This is a genomic window from Aliivibrio friggae, assembly GCF_057368515.1.
In genome coordinates, this window is sequence record NZ_CM170648.1 from 610,886 (window position 1) to 630,755 (window position 19,870).

Consider the following 19,870-nt stretch of genomic DNA (forward strand, 5'->3'; position numbering starts at 1 on the left):
GCCGCCTCACTGACACGGAACAGATGAGTCAAATCGAAGTTCAATGTTTAGTGAGGTTGTTTTAATTATTTATTAAGTTAAGTGCTTGACACTTAATATTAAGTGAGTATTATAACCGTCCGCTTCAAGGGAAAGCCGAAAGGCTTCAAAACTTGAAGTTTGCTCTTTAAAAATTTGAAACCTATTAATCTGTGTGGGCACTTGTGAGTTGATAATCACTAGTTTGCTTTTACTTTTCGAAGTGAATTCAAACAAAATAATCAATGAACTGAGTGACTACACAAAATTACTTTTATGTAACAATCAGTATTAATCATTGAGTCGATATCCTTTCTGCTGAAAGGTATCAAAAAACTTTAATTGAAGAGTTTGATCATGGCTCAGATTGAACGCTGGCGGCAGGCCTAACACATGCAAGTCGAGCGGTAACAGAAATTAGCTTGCTAATTTGCTGACGAGCGGCGGACGGGTGAGTAATGCCTGGGAATATGCCTTGATGTGGGGGATAACTATTGGAAACGATAGCTAATACCGCATAATGTCTTCGGACCAAAGAGGGGGATCTTCGGACCTCTCGCGTCAAGATTAGCCCAGGTGAGATTAGCTAGTTGGTGGGGTAAGAGCTCACCAAGGCGACGATCTCTAGCTGGTCTGAGAGGATGATCAGCCACACTGGAACTGAGACACGGTCCAGACTCCTACGGGAGGCAGCAGTGGGGAATATTGCACAATGGGCGAAAGCCTGATGCAGCCATGCCGCGTGTATGAAGAAGGCCTTCGGGTTGTAAAGTACTTTCAGTCGTGAGGAAGGGTGTGTAGTTAATAGCTGCACATCTTGACGTTAGCGACAGAAGAAGCACCGGCTAACTCCGTGCCAGCAGCCGCGGTAATACGGAGGGTGCGAGCGTTAATCGGAATTACTGGGCGTAAAGCGCATGCAGGTGGTTCATTAAGTCAGATGTGAAAGCCCGGGGCTCAACCTCGGAACCGCATTTGAAACTGGTGAACTAGAGTGCTGTAGAGGGGGGTAGAATTTCAGGTGTAGCGGTGAAATGCGTAGAGATCTGAAGGAATACCAGTGGCGAAGGCGGCCCCCTGGACAGACACTGACACTCAGATGCGAAAGCGTGGGGAGCAAACAGGATTAGATACCCTGGTAGTCCACGCCGTAAACGATGTCTACTTGGAGGTTGTGGCCTTGAGCCGTGGCTTTCGGAGCTAACGCGTTAAGTAGACCGCCTGGGGAGTACGGTCGCAAGATTAAAACTCAAATGAATTGACGGGGGCCCGCACAAGCGGTGGAGCATGTGGTTTAATTCGATGCAACGCGAAGAACCTTACCTACTCTTGACATCCAGAGAATTCGCTAGAGATAGCTTAGTGCCTTCGGGAACTCTGAGACAGGTGCTGCATGGCTGTCGTCAGCTCGTGTTGTGAAATGTTGGGTTAAGTCCCGCAACGAGCGCAACCCTTATCCTTGTTTGCCAGCACGTAATGGTGGGAACTCCAGGGAGACTGCCGGTGATAAACCGGAGGAAGGTGGGGACGACGTCAAGTCATCATGGCCCTTACGAGTAGGGCTACACACGTGCTACAATGGCGCATACAGAGGGCTGCAAGCTAGCGATAGTGAGCGAATCCCAAAAAGTGCGTCGTAGTCCGGATCGGAGTCTGCAACTCGACTCCGTGAAGTCGGAATCGCTAGTAATCGTGAATCAGAATGTCACGGTGAATACGTTCCCGGGCCTTGTACACACCGCCCGTCACACCATGGGAGTGGGCTGCAAAAGAAGTGGGTAGTTTAACCTTCGGGAGGACGCTCACCACTTTGTGGTTCATGACTGGGGTGAAGTCGTAACAAGGTAGCCCTAGGGGAACCTGGGGCTGGATCACCTCCTTAAACGATAGATTGCAATTTATGAGTGTTCACACAGATTAATTAGGTTTTAATTTAGAGTATCCAGTGTCCCGTTCGTCTAGAGGCCTAGGACACCGCCCTTTCACGGCGGTAACAGGGGTTCGACTCCCCTACGGGATACCATCTTTAAACGTTCTTTTAGGTAACACCTTTAAGAGTCTTTAAAAATGGTTACGCGCATTAGCGTGAAATCGCTCTTTAACAATTTGGAAAGCTGACTGATTTAACTAACTTACGAGTTAGATAAATCAAAATTTAAAAGTTCTTAATACCTTTTGTTTATCTTTTAGATAAACAAACTAAAAACACATTCAAGTGTTCTTGTATTTTGAATCCGGCGAAAAACCAGAACTCTCAATGAAGAGTTCAACCTTGGTTGCTGTTTTGTCTTCACTTTGAAAAGTGAAAGCAAACGGTCCATACGAAACCTCTTGGGGTTGTATGGTTAAGTGACTAAGCGTACACGGTGGATGCCTTGGCAGTCAGAGGCGATGAAAGACGTATTAACTTGCGATAAGCGTAGATTAGGTAGTAAAAACCATTTGAGTCTACGATTTCTGAATGGGGAAACCCACTAGCATAAGCTAGTATCGCTGCGTGAATACATAGCGCAGCGAGGCAAACCGGGAGAACTGAAACATCTAAGTACCCCGAGGAAGAGAAATCAACCGAGATCCCGAAAGTAGCGGCGAGCGAAATTGGGTTAGCCCTTAAGCTTTTAATGAGACAGGTGAAGGCTCTGGAAAGTGCCGCGATACAAGGTGATAGCCCTGTAACCGACATCTCATCATCAGTGAAAACGAGTAAGGCGGGACACGTGATATCCTGTCTGAATATGGGGGGACCATCCTCCAAGGCTAAATACTACTGACTGACCGATAGTGAACCAGTACCGTGAGGGAAAGGCGAAAAGAACCCCTGTGAGGGGAGTGAAATAGAACCTGAAACCGTGTACGTACAAGCAGTAGGAGCATACTTGTTATGTGACTGCGTACCTTTTGTATAATGGGTCAGCGACTTATATTCAGTGGCAAGGTTAACCGTTTAGGGGAGCCGTAGGGAAACCGAGTCTTAACTGGGCGTTCAGTCTCTGGATATAGACCCGAAACCAAGTGATCTAGCCATGGGCAGGTTGAAGGTTGAGTAACATCAACTGGAGGACCGAACCGACTAATGTTGAAAAATTAGCGGATGACTTGTGGCTAGGGGTGAAAGGCCAATCAAACTTGGAGATAGCTGGTTCTCCCCGAAATCTATTTAGGTAGAGCCTCGGACGAATACTACTGGGGGTAGAGCACTGTTAAGGCTAGGGGGTCATCCCGACTTACCAACCCTTTGCAAACTCCGAATACCAGTAAGTACTATCCGGGAGACACACGGCGGGTGCTAACGTCCGTCGTGGAGAGGGAAACAACCCAGACCGCCAGCTAAGGTCCCAAAGTTATAGCTAAGTGGGAAACGATGTGGGAAGGCTCAGACAGCCAGGATGTTGGCTTAGAAGCAGCCATCATTTAAAGAAAGCGTAATAGCTCACTGGTCGAGTCGGCCTGCGCGGAAGATGTAACGGGGCTAAGCTATACACCGAAGCTGCGGCAGTGCAATTTATTGTGCTGGGTAGGGGAGCGTTCTGTAAGCCGTTGAAGGTGGTCTGTAAGGGCTGCTGGAGGTATCAGAAGTGCGAATGCTGACATGAGTAACGATAAAGGGGGTGAAAAACCCCCTCGCCGGAAGACCAAGGGTTCCTGTCCAACGTTAATCGGGGCAGGGTAAGTCGACCCCTAAGGCGAGGCTGAAAAGCGTAGTCGATGGGAAACGGGTTAATATTCCCGTACTTCTTATAATTGCGATGGGGGGACGGAGAAGGCTAGGTAGGCTTGGCGACGGTCGTCCAAGTTCAAGTGCGTAGGCTAAGAGTTTAGGTAAATCCGGACTCTTGTTAGGCTGAGACACGATGTCGAGCATCTACGGATGTGAAGCTATTGATGCCATACTTCCAGGAAAAGCCTCTAAGCTTCAGATTATAAGGAATCGTACCCCAAACCGACACAGGTGGTCGAGTAGAGAATACTAAGGCGCTTGAGAGAACTCGGGTGAAGGAACTAGGCAAAATGGTACCGTAACTTCGGGAGAAGGTACGCTCCTAGCGGTGATGAGACTTGCTCTCTAAGCTGCCGGGAGTCGCAGATACCAGGTGGCTGCAACTGTTTATTAAAAACATAGCACTGTGCTAAATCGTAAGATGACGTATACGGTGTGACGCCTGCCCGGTGCTTGAAGGTTAATTGATGGGGTTAGACTTCGGTCGAAGCTCTTGATCGAAGCCCAAGTAAACGGCGGCCGTAACTATAACGGTCCTAAGGTAGCGAAATTCCTTGTCGGGTAAGTTCCGACCTGCACGAATGGCGTAATGATGGCCACGCTGTCTCCACCCGAGACTCAGTGAAATTGAAATCGCTGTGAAGATGCAGTGTACCCGCGGCTAGACGGAAAGACCCCGTGAACCTTTACTACAGCTTGGCACTGAACATTGACCCTACATGTGTAGGATAGGTGGGAGCCTTTGAAACCAGTACGCTAGTATTGGTGGAGGCAATCTTGAAATACCACCCTTGTATGCTTGATGTTCTAACGTTGGTCCCTTATCGGGATTGCGGACAGTGCCTGGTGGGTAGTTTGACTGGGGCGGTCTCCTCCCAAAGAGTAACGGAGGAGCACGAAGGTGGGCTAAACACGGTTGGACATCGTGTGGTTAGTGCAATGGCATAAGCCCGCTTGACTGCGAGAATGACAATTCGAGCAGGTGCGAAAGCAGGTCATAGTGATCCGGTGGTTCTGAATGGAAGGGCCATCGCTCAACGGATAAAAGGTACTCCGGGGATAACAGGCTGATACCGCCCAAGAGTTCATATCGACGGCGGTGTTTGGCACCTCGATGTCGGCTCATCACATCCTGGGGCTGAAGTCGGTCCCAAGGGTATGGCTGTTCGCCATTTAAAGTGGTACGCGAGCTGGGTTTAGAACGTCGTGAGACAGTTCGGTCCCTATCTGCCGTGGGCGTTGGATGATTGAAAGGGGCTGCTCCTAGTACGAGAGGACCGGAGTGGACGAACCTCTGGTGTTCGGGTTGTTACGCCAGTAGCATTGCCCGGTAGCTAAGTTCGGGATCGATAAACGCTGAAAGCATCTAAGCGTGAAGCGAGCCTTGAGATGAGTCATCCCTGATACTTTAAGTATCCTAAAGGGTTGTTGAAGACTACGACGTTGATAGGCAGGGTGTGTAAGTGCTGTGAGGCATTGAGCTAACCTGTACTAATTGCCCGTGAGGCTTAACCATACAACACCCAAGGGGTTTTGAACGGATTTGAAATTGCAAGAACGATATTGAATGTGAATAAGAACTTAACTAGCTTTCCGAATTAAAGAATTTGCTTGGCGACCATAGCGTTATGGACCCACCTGATCCCATGCCGAACTCAGAAGTGAAACGTAATAGCGCCGATGGTAGTGTGGGGTTTCCCCATGTGAGAGTAGGACATCGCCAGGCTTGAATTTAGTTTTTATCTTTTTAAAGATAAAAGCAAAATAAAACATAATATGTTTTATTTAAGTAATAGCATTATGCTGAATAGACACTGCGGAGTGGTAGTTCAGTTGGTTAGAATACCGGCCTGTCACGCCGGGGGTCGCGGGTTCGAGTCCCGTCCACTCCGCCACTTATTTACAGACAGAGTTAAGTCTTTAAAATTACTACAGGGGTGTAGCTCCAACTGGCAGAGCAGCGGATTCCAAATCCGCGTGTTGGGAGTTCGAATCTCTCCACCCCTGCCATATTTAGAAGGCTCATATCGAAAGATATGAGCCTTTTTGCTGTTTGGAATTTGAGAAAAGAGCTGCTTATTCCCCTACAATAAGAATATATACTTTCTACTACCAACAGTTTGTATTTTCTCCTGAACCAATTCCTGCTGCATTAAGGCTCAATATCCCACAAGCGTCTTTATTTTGGCCTAAATCACGTTGTGGAGTCGCTGATAGGATGTAGGTGTTGATCCCTGAACCTGTGAGATCATAAGATAAATGGTATCTTTTATTATCAATGTCACACACATTATCGATTAAACAAGAACCTATTTCTTTATTGATAACTAATTCTAGCAAAGCTTTATATCGATCTTTTGCCGTTGCTTCTGCTCTTGTTGGATATAAACTTTCAATATGAAGTTGGGTCTTGGTTAATGCGGACATAGCTTCCATTCGATGACTTTTTAATACGTGTACCATGTAACTAGGATAAGCAACCGTTGCCAAAATAGAAATTATTGCAACAACGATAAGTAATTCGATCAATGTCACGCCATGATGAAACTTGAGTGCTTTTGATATACTGAAAATTCGAATCATTCCGATAACTCATTGAAAGATAATATAACTAGTTTTAAACAGTGCTACTCTTCCTAGCAAGATGAAAATTCCAAATCGGAATGTTGCAAAGGAAATTGCGAAATGCCTCGCGGCTTTACTTTACTTGAATTACTTATCACTATTATTGTACTTGCCACTTTGTTGATGTCAGCGGTGCCGAGTTTTTCTTATCTTCTTGAACAGCAAAAAATAAAACGCCTATTAGGTGACCTAGAAGGTTTTTTAATTCAAGCAAAGTCAGAATCAGTACTGCAAAATAAAGCGCTTAAGATTTTTTACATAAAGGAAACGAATGATTGGATACTCTCTCTTAACCCTGAGGACAGTTCATTAACAACGATTTCTGAAGCTCAAATTTCTTCTATTACTTATTTACATTCAACAAATTACCCTCAGTTAGTACTCTCCTCAAACATGTCATCGCTTGTATTAAACCCTGTTAGAGCCACTCCCCATATGCCAGCCAGTTTTTTGCTTTATAAAGATAGAAGTAAAAAATTGAAACTATTAATTCACCATATTACGGGGCGGATCAGAATATGTTCTGAAGGGGAGGATCACTATGGTTATAAGAAGTGCTAGACAAAAACAATGTGGCATTTCTTTGATTGAATTGCTTGTTGCTTCTACTATCGGGATTATAGTGCTAACGCTTATTGGGAGTATCTATTTAAAGGGACAAAAGTTATATGCAGATAGAAGTCAGAACCTTCTATTAATTCAAGAGCTTAATGATGCATTACGCTTTATAAAAGAAGAGAGCCATCGAGCTGGCTTCAATGGAAGTAGTCACTATTCAGCGGTGCTTTCTGGAGCAAGTAACGTCATACACGTTTCAGGTGAGCAATTAAGTTACGTTTATAAAACGTCAGAATTACCTGAGCAATGGCGAGGTATTAGCATAAAATATGCGTCTGACACATTAAAAATATGTACGAAATCTAACTTGTCATCGATACCCGATATTAATTTTTGTACTCGTTTTTATTCTTTATTAGATACAGATATTATGACGATGACGGATTTTACACTTGTTCAAACCTCTCTTAATCGCTCGGTGAGTTCTGCTTATTTATCTATATCTGCAACCGTAAAGCTTAAAAATACCTCTCATCAACACTCCTCTAAAATTCAGCTTACGCAGAGGAACTGGCAATGATAATCAAACAACAAGGTGCAATTACCTTACTTGTATCGAGTGTTATTTTAATGGCTTCTTTAATACTTTCCTTAGCAAGTTATAAGCATATTTTTTATCAAATAAAACGAGCTCAAAATGAAATTGAAGCGAGAAAGGGCTATTGGGCGGCAGAAGGAGGGATTGAATGTGTATATGCAAAAGTAACGGCATTAGGGATGCTTCCTCATGGGGATATTGAAGAGTGCAAAGCGTTATCTTTAAGTTCACTAACTATCGTTAAAGAGACTAACTATCAAATTGAATCAGTGAAGAATGCTCAGAGAGTAAGAAAGACCTTTATCATAGGAGGAACTGGTGGTGATGGTGTCATTAAATCATCATCGAATTTGTATTTTCATAGCAGTATTTCAATAGATGTTCCCGATCCTGTTCGTTTAGGTAACGATGGTTGGGAGTGTATCGCAGTGAGATATAAAAATTTGATCGACGCCAATGGCAGTGTTGTAAACCAAGGTGTGAAAACAAGTATTACATCTAGTCGAGACTTTAATCACCAAGGTAAAGATTGTAACACTGGCTATAAAACGAATACCTCAATGGGAAGTCTAGGGCTTAAATCAGATTTCAAACAAGATGTCTCGATCTCTCCATTTAAAGATATTTTTGGTATAGACCCCAGTCAGCATAATACTATCAGAGATAATGGTAAATTTACTGTGTTATATGGAGGAGAAACACCTGCAGGAAAACGCTTATCCAATTGTGGTACGCAATTAATAAATAAACTAAATGCCAACAATAAGTTTATTTGGGTTGAAGGAAGTTGTGAGATCACTTCAGTGGAATACCAAGGTTTTTCTGAGGCGATGAATAAGCATACGGATGGCAGTTTTATTATGATTCATGATGGATCGTTTTCTATTATGGGGGCTCCAAATGGTGTTATTGCAAAAGAGATGAAAGGGGTTCTCTTCCATTTTAACTATGATTATAAAGTACCTAAAGATGGTTCAAATTGGATAGGTACGGATACTTACAACTTCTTATACCCACATGGAGGAGTTATAAATTCTATTTTCCCATCGTCTTTTTTATCTAGCGCTTCGTTTTATCAACATGGCGCCTTTACATTAAATGGCGGACAATTTTTTGATACGCAAGATCAGTCAGCCATTTTTTATACTAGTGCTAGTTTTAAATATAATAGCGATATTATCCAAAACCTTATTTCTGAACTAGTTCAACCGCGCTGGAAAGAGGGATCGTGGCATGATTTTTAAGCAGCAAGGTTTTAGTTTACTAGAAGTTCTTATTTCGTTTGTTTTACTTACTGTCGGTGTCATTGGCTTAATTAAGCTACAAGTATTTATTGATAAAAAGTCAGAATACGCCGCAGCCAGTATTGGTGCATTATATGCTGCAGAATCAAAGTTAGAGTATTTTAGAATCCGATCAATAGATGGTGAAGGCGGGACGATTTCATTTAGCTCTATTGCAACAGAAGAGTCAGCAGAATTAATTAATGGGTATCATGTCACTTGGTCTGTTTTTGATAGTCTGCCAACAATTATTTCAGGGGTAAGTATCGTTAGTTTAAAAGAGATACAAGTAAAAGCGCAGTGGGAGAATAGGTGGGGTGAAACTCAAGAGGTGGTCTTACAAACGATGCTATCACGGTACAGTGAGTTTGATTAGACCCAGAGTATTCTGAGTCTAATCAAGTAATTAAGCAATAAATGGCAGTGCAGCACCAATCGCAATAAAGAAACTCACCAAACCTACAATCGGTAGTTTAAGTACCTTCAATAATGCAAAACCAATAATTACTAATGCTATATCTAGCCCCGAGCCTACAGCACTTGTAAATACAGGGTCATACAATGCAGCGATTAGCAAACCGACTACAGCAGCATTAATTCCTGTAATTGCCCCTGCTAATGCTGGTTTTTGGGCAAGAACTTGCCAATGACTAAATACCCCAAGTACTAATAAAAATCCCGGTAAGAAAATAGCTACCGTTGCAATTAAAGCACCAAGAACAGGTTGCTCACTCCATAGCTCGTAGCCTAAGAAAGTAGCAAAGGTAAACATTGGGCCAGGAACCGCCTGTGCAGCAGCATAGCCAGTTAAAAAGCTATCAGTGCTAATTTGGTCACCAACAATATTTTGCAGTAATGGAAGTACTACGTGACCACCGCCAAAGACTAAACTACCAGCTTGGAAAAAATCAGAAAAAAGCACCAACAAAGGTGAATGATTAACAATAGCTGGTAAAGCAAAGAAGCAAAGCCCAAAGACAACTAGCGGTATCCAATTAATACCTTTGGATTCTTTTTTAACTTCAGTAGGTTGCTCTGATTTTAGATAAACTCGCCCAACGATAGCGGCAATTAATAAGGCAATTAATTGAGTGCTTATAGAAGGGAGAATTAATAACAAGCTCGCCGTCATAATACATAAAAGTACGGTGATTTTGTCCTTACAAAAACTCTTATACATTCCCATAATTGCATCAGCAACGACAACAACGGCTAATAATTTTAATCCATGAATGATGCCTTCAAAGATGTCATTACCAAAGAATGAATGGCTTATATTTGCTAATAAGACCATGATAAGAATGGAAGGCAATGTAAAACCAATTGATGCGAGTAGAGCACCAAAGAGTCCTTTTCTGTGGTAACCCAAAGCAAAACCCACTTGGCTTGAACCTGGCCCTGGTAAGAACTGACTTAAGGCGATCAGTTGAGCGTATTCCTCTTCAGTTATCCAACCACGCTTTTGAACAAATTCATTTCTGAAATAGCCAATATGAGCAGCTGGCCCACCGAAGCTAACCCAACCTAAAAGAAAAAATCGTTTAAATATTTCAAACATAATGTACTCAGCTTTTTGATGTGTCATCCAAATTTGGATATTCAGTTTTGATGGAAGTAAGATTACGAGTTACTATCCAATTATTCAAATCGATTAAATTACTACTAACTATGAATGAAATTAATTGGAAAGCAGTGGATCTTAATTTATTGGTCGTGTTTAGCGCATTAATGGAAACAAAAAGTGTTTCATTAGCGGCGAATAAATTATTTGTTGGGCAATCGGCGATGAGCCACAGCCTCTCTCGCTTGCGTGAGTTGTTGCGTGATCCTTTGTTTGAACGACAAGGGCATAAAATGATCCCAACAGCTAAAGCTAATCAGCTCTATCCAATGATCACTCAGGTATTACAGACAATTTCAGGGGATATTTTAAAAGTAGATAGATTTGAAGTGAGTGAATTTACTGGTACGTTTAAAATCGGAATGACGGATTACGCAGAGCTTCTTTTTGCCGCTGATATATTTGATGCAATTCATCAATTAGCACCAAATGCACAGCTCTGTTTCACCACGGTAGATAAAGCTAATTACCAAGATAGATTTGATTCAGAGCCGCTTGATTTAATCATTGGTAGCATGAAACCAGAACAAAAAGAGTTTCAATACCAAACGTTATATACCGAAAAACACGTATGTATGTGGGATGGCATGAGGCATCAATTTAAAGCACCAATTAGTCTGGCTGATTACATTTCTTTACCCCATGCGCTAGTGAGTCCTGATGGCGCATTAAAAACTGGTGTAGATAAAGAGTTAAAAGCGTTAGGGGTGAATCGTGCAGTTAGCGTTGCATCTAAACATTTTTTAACTATTAGACACTTAATGAAAAAAAGAGATTTAATTTGTGTAGTACCTGAGTTAATGGCTCAGCTCGATCTTTTTTCAGAAAAATTAGTGCATTCAGAGCCACCAATTAATGTAGGTAAGTTTGATATTCAATTAATTTGGCAGACAAGAAATAAAGAAAATAAACGCTATCAATGGCTCAAAGAGCTACTCATTCAAACCATTGAAAAAAGCGTTAATACTTATCGAACTTAATGTTCGATTACTATTTGGGTTTAATGTCTATCGCCCAAAAGCGTCTTTAATTTTTTCATCTGTTCTATATTGGCTTAGCGCATAAACCGACCAAATAGCAGCAGGGATCCAACCAATTAAGGTTATTTGTAAGATAAGACAAATGATGCCGCTAAATGGACGACCTATAGTAAAAAACTGTAACCAAGGCAGTAATAAAGCAAGTAATAGTCTCATTGAGTTTCCTATATAAATAAAAAATGGCCAGTAACTATTTAGTTACTGGCCATAATATTATCTTGGTCTTCATGAATGGAGAATGAATATACTCAAATCATGCAACGAAAAATTAGTTATTGCTGTGTAATTCGCTGTTTAGTTCAACTGCAGATTTATTAGTTAAACATTCGATTTGACCAGTGATAGAGTTGCGACGGAACAGAAGGTCTGTTTTGCCAGCAAGATCACGAGCTTTCGCTACTTCAACTTCTTTACCTTGGTTGTCTAGCATGCTTACTTTTGTGCCAGCAGTAACATATAGGCCAGATTCAATCGTACAACGATCACCCATTGGGAAACCAAGACCAGCATTTGCGCCAAGTAGACAGTTCTCACCAATAGAGATAACCATCTTACCGCCACCAGAAAGTGTACCCATGATAGAAGCACCACCGCCAATATCAGAGCCATTACCGACAACAACACCCGCAGAAATACGACCTTCAACCATGCTCACGCCAGTAGTACCAGCGTTAAAGTTGATGAAGCCTTCATGCATAACTGTAGTGCCTTCACCTACATGTGCGCCTAAACGAACACGTGAAGTATCAGCAATGCGGATACCAGTAGGAACAACGTAATCCACCATTTTAGGGAATTTATCAACACAATCTACAGTCAGAGTTTCGCCTGCTAGACGAGCTTCGATTTGACGGTCTGCAAGTTCAGGAAGATCGATAGGACCTTGGTTCGTCCACGCAATATTGTGAAGAAGGCCAAAGATGCCGTCTAATACTGTGCCATGTGGTTTAACTAAACGGTTAGAGATAAGTTGAAGCTTTAAGAAACCTTCAGCAACAGATTGAGATTGCTCATCAGTCGCTAGAACAACAAGAACAAGAGGTTGTTTAGATTGAACTGCTTTTTCTGCGAACGCAGCATTAGCCACATCACCGTTTGCTGCAAATGCATTAGCAAGTTCAGTACAAACTTCAGAAGAAATTTCGATAGCCTGGTTGCCTTCAGCATAACCACTTGCTTGAGCAATAGAATTAACTAGCGCTTCAGAAGGGTTTAATACTGGGTGTGGGAAAAATGCTTCAATGATTTTATTGTCGCGGTTTTTTGTCGCTGTACCAAAGGCAAGAGCAAAATGAGCCATGTAATAATTCTCCATTTCCATATAAATATTAGTATTTAAAAATAAATCTTACTTCACATCATAAAGAGAGTTGCTGTGATATAGAAGGGCGAAAGTAATAAATATTTACTAAGAATGAAGAAAATGTGTAAGAAAGGGGAAATAGATAGGTAGAAGTTAAAAAACAAAATAGCAGCTCATTAGGCTGCTATTAGTATTTGAAGTGGTATTCTTTTTTGAATTAAGCGGCGTCAGACTCTTCGTCTTTTACTGCTTCAATCTTTGTCTTTTTAGGCGCAGGTTTACGTTTTGCTCCTAATGCAACTAATACATCTTCTTTATGTTTTGCTAGGTAAAGAGACAACTCTTCTTGCTTCTCTTCATCTTCAATTAAATTACTTTCATTTAGCAGAGTAAAAAGTTCATCTGCAACATCCAGCATTTTGTCATAAGCATCGGCTTCAGTCTTAGAGGTAAAAGTCATCTTCTCTTCTCCGTTGCGCTCAACTACATATTTGACGATAACAGCCATGGTCGTCTCTCCTTTAAAATTAACTGGTGTTTTATACAGTAAATAGTTTTTTTTGTCCACTTTAGCGGGGTAAAGTCAGATAGAGTTAACGTTTAATAAATAGAATTTATTTTTTTAGCTTAAAAAATAGTTGAGTAATTAAATTTAAAGCTGTATTTTAAATGCAACTTTAAAATAAAGGTCTCCATCTATGTCAGGTTTTGAATTGAAACATAAAGCGACGACAAAAACTTCAGAACGGATTGCTTATAAAATCACACAATGTTTAAAATTTCTTTTAAATATTTTTTATGGTGCACAGTACGCGAAGAGAGCAGTAATTTTAGAAACAATAGCCGCTGTTCCGGGTATGGTTGCGGGTATGTTCAATCATTTAAAAGCGTTACGTCGAATGAAAGATGATGAAGGATGGATCCGAGAGTTATTAAGTGAAGCTGAAAATGAAAGAATGCACTTAATGATCTTTTTAGATATAGCTAAACCACGTTGGATAGAACGAACGTTAGTTTTATTAGGGCAAGGTGTTTTTATGGTGGTTTATAGCTTTATTTATCTGCTTTCATCAAAAATAGCACACCGAGTCGTTGGGTATTTTGAAGAAGAGGCATGTAAAAGTTATACCGAATACTTAGCGAAGATTGATGAAGGTGTGGTTGAAAATGAAGCTGCGCCACAAATAGCAATTGATTATTACCATTTACCAAGTGATGCATTATTGCGTGATGTGATTCTGAAAATTCGTGATGACGAAGCAAAGCATCGAGATCGTAACCATTCATTTGCAGATGCTTACGAAACTCACGATCTTCCAGCTCACCAACGCTAAATACTATTTACAAATGAGGCAGTTTTGCCTCATTTTTGTTGGATGAAATTCATAAAATATTGCAGTAACGGTGTTTGGTATTTTTCTTTGTGTACAAGTAACCAGTATTGTCTGGCCAGCGTTTTGTTATAAGGGAGTTTAACCAAGCGACCATCATTTATCGCATTTTGAGCAGCAAGTTGAGATAAACACGCTAACCCCATATTTTGTGAGCAACAGTTAATTATCGCTTCAGTGGTATGTAGTTGTAATGATTCATTCCAATCGCTCAAATTAGCGGCGATATGGTTAATAAAATATTCTCGGCTACCAGAGCCTTCTTCTCGTAATAACCAAGTTGAATGCTCTAAATCATCGAGGTTAACTCTATTCTTAGTTGCTAACGGATGAGAAGGGGCGCACACTAAATACATATCGTCAGATTGCCATTCAATCATATTTAATTTTGGATGATGCGCTTTACCTTCAACTAAGCCTATATCTAATTGAAATTCCAATAATCTATTTATAATTTGTGCAGTATTAGAAATAAACAATTGTTGGATATCGCAAGGGTGTTGTTGCTGAAACTTATTTAATAATACAGGTGCAATGTGATTACCAATCGTGTCACTAGCGCCAATGTTTAATGAACCCGTCAATTGACTATCCGCCGTAAATTGGTGCTCGATAGCCTCTGCTCGTTCTAGTAATTCATCCGCCAAAGGAAGGAGTTGGCGGCCTTCACTATTTAATACTAACCGATTATTTACTCGATCAAAGACCTTGTAGCCAAGGTTTTTTTCTAATTCAGAGAGCGAAAGGCTTACCGCAGGCTTAGTGATAAAAAGTCGCTCTGCTGCTTTAGTCATTGTTTTTTCTTGGGCGATAGCAGTAAATACATTCAGTTGTTTTAGTGAAATTCTCATGACAGGAAGTCCTAATAAATAAAATTTCAATCGTTTAATTTATCTTAACCTAAGTTTAAATTTATTCAAATTTTATTAATGATAAACAAGAAGTAAAATAGCTTCATCGTTAAATAGCAAAGAGAACAATGTCATGCTTAATTACACAAAACAAAAAGTAGCAGGTGCACCAACGCCAATGGCAGGGTTAGCTCTTGGGATTGCCAGTTTAGGTTGGTGTTGGGAGAATGCATTGCCTCTAAATGGTTATGCGCAATGGATCTCAGCAGCAATCGCTTCAGTATTATTACTGGTATTAGCGATTAAATTTTTATTACATCCATCGGTATTATGGAGTGAACTTGCTCACCCTGTTGTCGGCAGCGTAGCTCCAACATTTGCGATGGGTGTAATGGTAGTTTCAAGCAGTATCGGTCATTTTTACCCAGCAGCGGGTAATGCATTGTGGCTTGCGGCCGTTGCTATCCATATTATCTTTTTAATCTCTTTTATTTATCATCGAGCAAAAGATTTTGAATTACACCATATGGTACCAAGTTGGTTTGTTCCGCCGATTGGCATTGTGGTAGCAGACGTCTCTTTCTCTGGCGCACCAACCCTTGCTCCTGTGGCTCACTGGATACTGATGTTTGGCTTAATTAGCTATGCAATCATGCTACCAATAATGATCTATCGTTTGATTTTTTGTCATGAAGTGCCTGATGCTGCAAAACCAACAATTGCCGTTATGGCTGCACCAGCAAGTTTATCGCTAGCCGGTTACCTAACTGTAACTGCTTCGCCATCCCCTGTAATTATTGCGCTTTTATTTGGTATTGCAGTGTTGATGACCAGTGTGATTTACATGGCTTTTATCAAACTAATGAGATTACCATTTAGCCCTGGCTATGCAGCATTCACCTTCCCAATTGTTATTAGTGCAACAGCCTTATTTAAAACGGCTAATTGGATGTTATCTCAAGGTATTGCAGCAGATTATATTTATCAAGTTAGAACTCTTGCTGTTGTAGAGTTAGTTGGTGCAACCTGTGTGGTGAGTTATGTAGCTGCACACTATCTAGCGCATTATCGCCCAATTACACGCATTACAAATCGTTTAATAAACCCTAAACATGCGCACTAATTAATACGCTTTTTTTCTCTTAAAACACATCCAGTTACGTTAAGCTATAGAGACTTTCATTTCTTTATAAGCGAGCTGGGTGTGTTTACTGTTTATCATTCAAATCAACTTGATGTTCTTAAATCACTTGTCGTTGAATTAATTCGTCTTAATCCTCTAGATAACCCATTTGAGCATGAGCAAATCCTCGTTCAAAGTCCGGGCATGTCACAATGGCTTAAAATCGAACTCGCAAAAGAGTTAGGCATTGCTGCTAATCTTACTTTTCCACTTCCTGCTACTTTTATTTGGGATCTGTTTACTCAGGTTCTTGATGATGTGCCAAAGCGCAGTGCTTTCCATAAAGAAGCCATGACTTGGAAGATAGTGACACTATTACCTGAGTTATTAAAACAAGATGAATTTGCACCTCTACAGCGCTATTTAGAAAATGATGAAAACCAACTTAAGTGCTACCAATTGGCTGCAAAAATTGCCGATATCTTTGACCAATATTTAGTATTTCGCCCTGAATGGATCCAAAAGTGGGAAGCGGGTGAAGAGGTCGCTGAATTAGAAGGTGAACACCCTTGGCAACCTATTTTATGGCAAGCCTTATATGATCAAACCTTAGCCTTGGGACATTCTCCTTACCATCGTGCCAATATGTTTGAGCATTTTATCGAAACGTTAGATAACTACCTACAAACGGGAACCTTGCCAAAAGGGATGCCTAAGCGTTTGTTTGTGGTGGGCATTACTTCGCTTCCTCCTCGTTATTTAGATGCGCTTGCGGCGTTAGGTCAGCATATTGATGTGCACTTAATGTTTACTAATCCGTGTCGCTATTACTGGGGCGAAATTCGAGACAGAAAGTATCTTGCCCGCCTAGAAGCGCGTAATCGTCTGCAAGTTAAGTGGCTAGATGATCATAGTGAGCAAATTGGTGATACCGAACAATTAAAAGGTTCGGTTGATGCGAATTTTGAAGATGAACTACACACTTCAGAAGTGGGTAATTCACTGCTTGCATCATGGGGTAAATTAGGTCGAGATAATCTATGTCTATTATCTGAAATGGAAGCACAAGAGATTGATGCTTTTGTTGATGTTGGTAGTGATAATCTGTTGCACTCCATTCAGTCGGATATTTTAAATCTGGAAGAGCGCAGTCGTGATGATGTGCTTGATAACAGTCAGCATAAACAATTAATCGATCCTAATGATCGCTCGATTCTTTTGCATTCATGCCATAGCCCAATGCGAGAAGTTGAAGTATTACATGACCAACTCTTGGATATGTTTGCTAATGACCCAGACTTAAAACCACGCGATATTATCGTTATGGTGGCAGACATAAATGTCTACAGTGCAGCGATTCAAGCGGTATTTGGTAATGCGGCTTTTGAGCGTTATATTCCTTTTGCGATTTCAGACCAAAGTGCTGAGCAAGAAAACCCAGTGTTATTGGCTTTCATGAGCTTAATGGCTTTACCTGAGAACCGCTGTGGCCTTTCTGAGCTATTAAGTTTGCTTGAAGTGCCTGCGGTAATGTCTCGTTTTAAATTCACAGCTGAGCAATTTGAGATAGTAAGACGTTGGGCAGAAGAGACAGGCATTCGTTGGGGATTAGACAACAGTACCTCTGTCCATTTTGATCTTCCAGAACACAATCAAAATTCATGGCTATTTGGTATCCAGAGGATGTTACTGGGTTATGCCATGGAGCAAGATGCTGGTTTATTTGAGGGCATGGCGAGTTACGAACAAGTACAAGGTATGAATGCCGAAATCGCTGGCAACTTGGCGCACTTTATTGATCAGCTTTTGACTTATCAGATCACCCTAGGCCAAGCGCAAACCATTAGTGCATGGCGAACCATTATTAACCAATTAATGGATGACTTTTTAAACGTAGAGTTAGAAGGGGAGTTGGTCGTTAAAAACATTCGAGATCAACTGCAAAAGCTAGAAGATAACCTAGAAGACGCGGGTTTTGATGCACCAATCTCTGCGCCAATTATTAATAACTACCTAAAAAATAATTTATCAGGTGGCAAAGCAAGTCAACGGTTCTTAGCCGGACAAGTGAATTTCTGTACCTTGATGCCAATGCGTTCAATTCCATTCGATGTGGTGTGTTTACTTGGAATGACAGATGGTTCTTATCCACGAACCATGCCTGTTGAAGGTTTTGATTTAATGCAGAAACGCATGAAACCGGGTGACCGATCACGTCGAGATGATGATAGATATCTGTTTTTAGAAGCGCTGCAATCGGCAAATAAAGCCTTCTATTTAAGTTATATTGGTCGTTCAATACGAGATAACACAGAGAAAGCACCATCAGTATTAATCAGTGAATTACTTGAGTATTGTCAGCAAAGTTACTGCTTAGAAGGTGATGAATCATTAAACCCTGAAGAGTCAGCAAAACGGTTAGTTACACAATTAATCATAGAGCATCCTTTGGTTCCTTACAGCCAACAGAGTTTTATTGGTAATAACACCAGTTATGCCAGTGAATGGTTACCTACCGCAAAATTAGAAGGCCAAGCAGCGCCACAATTTCAGACAGAACCATTGATATACGCCCCTGAAACAAAAGAGCTAGAGCTTACTGAACTGCAACGTTTTTGGCGTTTACCTGTCGCTTATTTCTTTAACCGTGGATTGAAGGTATTTTTTGAAACGGTAGAGAGTCAAGTCGAAGATGATGAACCATTTTCTATTGATGGTCGTACAGGTTATGGCATGAAATCAGAGTTGCTAGAAGCGTTATTGGCCTATGATGATCCTAACCAAGTTTCTCAAATAAGTCGTGAGTTTTATCAGCAACAAAAAGCCCAAGGTAAACTTCCTATTGGTAGCTTTGGTGAGATAGCGGCAGAGAAAGAAGTGAACACGGTAAAAGACTTAGTCACCCATATTCAGCCATTAACGACATTACCTTTAGACGATCAAGAAGTGCGTTTACGCTTTACTTTCCCTCATGGTGAAATGGAACTGCAAGGTTGGTTGAAGCAACGCTACCAAGCCGGAATGCTACGTTATCGTGGCGGTAAAATTCGCTCTCATGAAATTTTAGCAACCTGGATTGATCATCTGTGTTTATGTGCTATGGGCCAGCAGCAATTTACTCACCTATTTGGTACGGATGCGATTTATCACTTTGAAGCTATTGATGCAGAAAAAGCGTATCAACATTTAGAAAATATATTAACTCTTTATATCTCAGGTAACTGTGCCCCGTTAATTTACTTACCAAAAGCCGCATTAGCAGGACTTGAAGCGCACGTTGATAAAAAAGGGGTATGGAATGATGACGAAGAAACGCATCAAAAAGCACTGAAAAAAATGGCTGATGAATACAATGGTACTCGCTTTGCCGGCGAGAACAGTAATGACTACGTAATGCGTATGTGGCCGGAATGGAATGATGAGTTTGGTCAGGCAATTTTTGATAATGCAAAAACGGTATTACACGATGCGTTATTGCATAGCGAAAAAGAAAAGTTATAAGTGATGATAATTGGTAATCAGTCAGAAGTAGGGTGGCCGCCAGTAAATCATTTTTAGTGTAGGGCGTTCGCTGTACGGCCACAGGTCAGAGGTTGACCGAATCCTGATTACAAGTGCACGTTTAATGAGCTCTTTGTAAGTGGCGCTGAGTGTAACAAAGCATAAAAAGTGAACCGTGAGAAAGATCTCACATTGATAGCTTTATTAATTTTATTATCGTTGTTCCTAATGAATTACGAT

General features: G+C 41.1%; 14 protein-coding genes, 3 tRNA genes and 3 rRNA genes. 14 read left to right on the forward strand and 6 right to left on the reverse strand.

The window, feature by feature from the left end; translation table 11 throughout:
• Positions 1-357 precede the first annotated feature (357 nt).
• The 6 genes from AC2INI_RS02845 to AC2INI_RS02870 all read left to right on the forward strand — a co-directional run bounded on the left by AC2INI_RS02845 (position 358) and on the right by AC2INI_RS02870 (position 5,746).
• Positions 358-1,900: ribosomal RNA gene (locus AC2INI_RS02845) — 16S ribosomal RNA — on the forward strand.
• 65 nt (positions 1,901-1,965) lie between these two features.
• Positions 1,966-2,041, forward strand: a tRNA-Glu gene (locus AC2INI_RS02850).
• 320 nt (positions 2,042-2,361) lie between these two features.
• Positions 2,362-5,252: ribosomal RNA gene (locus AC2INI_RS02855) — 23S ribosomal RNA — on the forward strand.
• A gap of 94 nt (positions 5,253-5,346) precedes the next feature.
• Positions 5,347-5,462, forward strand: a 5S ribosomal RNA gene (gene rrf / locus AC2INI_RS02860).
• Together the 16S, 23S and 5S rRNA genes with 3 tRNA genes alongside form the textbook arrangement of a ribosomal RNA operon.
• A 92-nt stretch (positions 5,463-5,554) precedes the next feature.
• A tRNA-Asp gene (locus tag AC2INI_RS02865) sits at positions 5,555-5,631 on the forward strand.
• Between the two features lie 38 nt (positions 5,632-5,669).
• Positions 5,670-5,746: transfer RNA gene (locus AC2INI_RS02870), tRNA-Trp, on the forward strand.
• Between the two features lie 99 nt (positions 5,747-5,845).
• Here AC2INI_RS02870 and AC2INI_RS02875 read toward each other — a convergent pair.
• Positions 5,846-6,319, reverse strand: coding sequence for a type IV pilin protein (locus tag AC2INI_RS02875; RefSeq protein ID WP_486305304.1), 474 nt, complete (start codon positions 6,317-6,319; stop codon positions 5,846-5,848).
• 102 nt (positions 6,320-6,421) lie between these two features.
• Between AC2INI_RS02875 and AC2INI_RS02880 the strand changes: the two genes are divergently transcribed.
• From AC2INI_RS02880 to AC2INI_RS02895, 4 genes are read left to right on the forward strand one after another with little or no spacing between them, the layout of a single operon-like run.
• Entirely contained in the window at positions 6,422-6,922 is a 501-nt protein-coding gene (locus AC2INI_RS02880) for a prepilin-type N-terminal cleavage/methylation domain-containing protein (RefSeq protein ID WP_122036089.1), read from the forward strand.
• Positions 6,903-7,499, forward strand: a complete 597-nt coding sequence (locus tag AC2INI_RS02885; protein ID WP_122036087.1) for a PilW family protein — start codon at positions 6,903-6,905, stop codon at positions 7,497-7,499. Before AC2INI_RS02880 ends, AC2INI_RS02885 begins: the two co-directional genes overlap by 20 nt.
• Complete coding sequence (locus AC2INI_RS02890) at positions 7,496-8,761, forward strand: hypothetical protein (protein WP_486305305.1); 1,266 nt, start codon at positions 7,496-7,498, stop codon at positions 8,759-8,761. Before AC2INI_RS02885 ends, AC2INI_RS02890 begins: the two co-directional genes overlap by 4 nt.
• Positions 8,751-9,176, forward strand: coding sequence for a type IV pilus modification PilV family protein (locus tag AC2INI_RS02895; RefSeq protein WP_122036083.1), 426 nt, complete (start codon positions 8,751-8,753; stop codon positions 9,174-9,176). The genes AC2INI_RS02890 and AC2INI_RS02895 overlap by 11 nt, the downstream gene beginning before the upstream one ends.
• Before the next feature lie 30 nt (positions 9,177-9,206).
• Here AC2INI_RS02895 and chrA read toward each other — a convergent pair whose 3' ends face one another.
• Complete coding sequence (chrA, locus tag AC2INI_RS02900; RefSeq protein ID WP_486305306.1) at positions 9,207-10,358, reverse strand: chromate efflux transporter; 1,152 nt, start codon at positions 10,356-10,358, stop codon at positions 9,207-9,209.
• Between the two features lie 50 nt (positions 10,359-10,408).
• On the opposite strand from chrA, the gene AC2INI_RS02905 reads away from it, so the two are divergent.
• Positions 10,409-11,401 carry a LysR family transcriptional regulator gene (locus AC2INI_RS02905; RefSeq protein WP_486305307.1) on the forward strand — a complete coding sequence of 331 codons (993 nt, stop codon included), beginning with the start codon at positions 10,409-10,411 and terminating at the stop codon, positions 11,399-11,401.
• A gap of 27 nt (positions 11,402-11,428) precedes the next feature.
• Here the strand turns inward: AC2INI_RS02905 and AC2INI_RS02910 are convergent, their stop codons facing one another.
• The 3 genes from AC2INI_RS02910 to AC2INI_RS02920 all read right to left on the reverse strand — a co-directional run bounded on the left by AC2INI_RS02910 (position 11,429) and on the right by AC2INI_RS02920 (position 13,272).
• Positions 11,429-11,617: a YqaE/Pmp3 family membrane protein gene (locus tag AC2INI_RS02910; protein ID WP_045101342.1), complete on the reverse strand. Its 189-nt coding sequence runs from the start codon at positions 11,615-11,617 to the stop codon at positions 11,429-11,431.
• Between the two features lie 112 nt (positions 11,618-11,729).
• Positions 11,730-12,761, reverse strand: coding sequence for a 2,3,4,5-tetrahydropyridine-2,6-dicarboxylate N-succinyltransferase (gene dapD, locus AC2INI_RS02915; protein WP_045101343.1), 1,032 nt, complete (start codon positions 12,759-12,761; stop codon positions 11,730-11,732).
• Positions 12,762-12,981: 220 nt separating this feature from the next.
• On the reverse strand, positions 12,982-13,272 hold the full coding sequence (locus tag AC2INI_RS02920) for a YebG family protein (protein WP_122036079.1): 291 nt from the start codon (positions 13,270-13,272) through the stop codon (positions 12,982-12,984).
• A 190-nt stretch (positions 13,273-13,462) separates the two neighbouring features.
• On the opposite strand from AC2INI_RS02920, the gene AC2INI_RS02925 reads away from it, so the two are divergent.
• Positions 13,463-14,098 (forward strand): alternative oxidase, encoded by a 636-nt coding sequence (locus tag AC2INI_RS02925; RefSeq protein ID WP_486305308.1) that lies wholly within the window; start codon positions 13,463-13,465, stop codon positions 14,096-14,098.
• 29 nt (positions 14,099-14,127) lie between these two features.
• Here the strand turns inward: AC2INI_RS02925 and AC2INI_RS02930 are convergent, their stop codons facing one another.
• The gene (locus AC2INI_RS02930) at positions 14,128-15,006 is read right to left on the reverse strand and encodes a LysR family transcriptional regulator (protein ID WP_122036074.1); all 879 of its coding nucleotides are present in this window, start codon (positions 15,004-15,006) and stop codon (positions 14,128-14,130) included.
• Positions 15,007-15,139: 133 nt separating this feature from the next.
• Here AC2INI_RS02930 and AC2INI_RS02935 point away from each other — a divergent pair, with 133 nt between their 5' ends.
• Together AC2INI_RS02935 and recC are read left to right on the forward strand one after the other, a co-directional pair.
• Entirely contained in the window at positions 15,140-16,129 is a 990-nt protein-coding gene (locus AC2INI_RS02935; RefSeq protein ID WP_486305309.1) for a TDT family transporter, read from the forward strand.
• A gap of 81 nt (positions 16,130-16,210) precedes the next feature.
• Positions 16,211-19,630, forward strand: coding sequence for an exodeoxyribonuclease V subunit gamma (recC, locus tag AC2INI_RS02940; protein ID WP_486305310.1), 3,420 nt, complete (start codon positions 16,211-16,213; stop codon positions 19,628-19,630).
• Positions 19,631-19,870 lie beyond the last annotated feature (240 nt).

Coding starts and splice junctions, on each gene's coding strand:
- AC2INI_RS02875 (WP_486305304.1), bottom strand. CDS start 6,319: ATGATTCGAATTTTCAGTATATCAAAAGCACTCAAGTTTCATCATGGC.
- AC2INI_RS02880 (WP_122036089.1), top strand. CDS start 6,422: ATGCCTCGCGGCTTTACTTTACTTGAATTACTTATCACTATTATTGTA.
- AC2INI_RS02885 (WP_122036087.1), top strand. CDS start 6,903: ATGGTTATAAGAAGTGCTAGACAAAAACAATGTGGCATTTCTTTGATT.
- AC2INI_RS02890 (WP_486305305.1), top strand. CDS start 7,496: ATGATAATCAAACAACAAGGTGCAATTACCTTACTTGTATCGAGTGTT.
- AC2INI_RS02895 (WP_122036083.1), top strand. CDS start 8,751: ATGATTTTTAAGCAGCAAGGTTTTAGTTTACTAGAAGTTCTTATTTCG.
- chrA (WP_486305306.1), bottom strand. CDS start 10,358: ATGTTTGAAATATTTAAACGATTTTTTCTTTTAGGTTGGGTTAGCTTC.
- AC2INI_RS02905 (WP_486305307.1), top strand. CDS start 10,409: ATGGAAGTAAGATTACGAGTTACTATCCAATTATTCAAATCGATTAAA.
- AC2INI_RS02910 (WP_045101342.1), bottom strand. CDS start 11,617: ATGAGACTATTACTTGCTTTATTACTGCCTTGGTTACAGTTTTTTACT.
- dapD (WP_045101343.1), bottom strand. CDS start 12,761: ATGGCTCATTTTGCTCTTGCCTTTGGTACAGCGACAAAAAACCGCGAC.
- AC2INI_RS02920 (WP_122036079.1), bottom strand. CDS start 13,272: ATGGCTGTTATCGTCAAATATGTAGTTGAGCGCAACGGAGAAGAGAAG.
- AC2INI_RS02925 (WP_486305308.1), top strand. CDS start 13,463: ATGTCAGGTTTTGAATTGAAACATAAAGCGACGACAAAAACTTCAGAA.
- AC2INI_RS02930 (WP_122036074.1), bottom strand. CDS start 15,006: ATGAGAATTTCACTAAAACAACTGAATGTATTTACTGCTATCGCCCAA.
- AC2INI_RS02935 (WP_486305309.1), top strand. CDS start 15,140: ATGCTTAATTACACAAAACAAAAAGTAGCAGGTGCACCAACGCCAATG.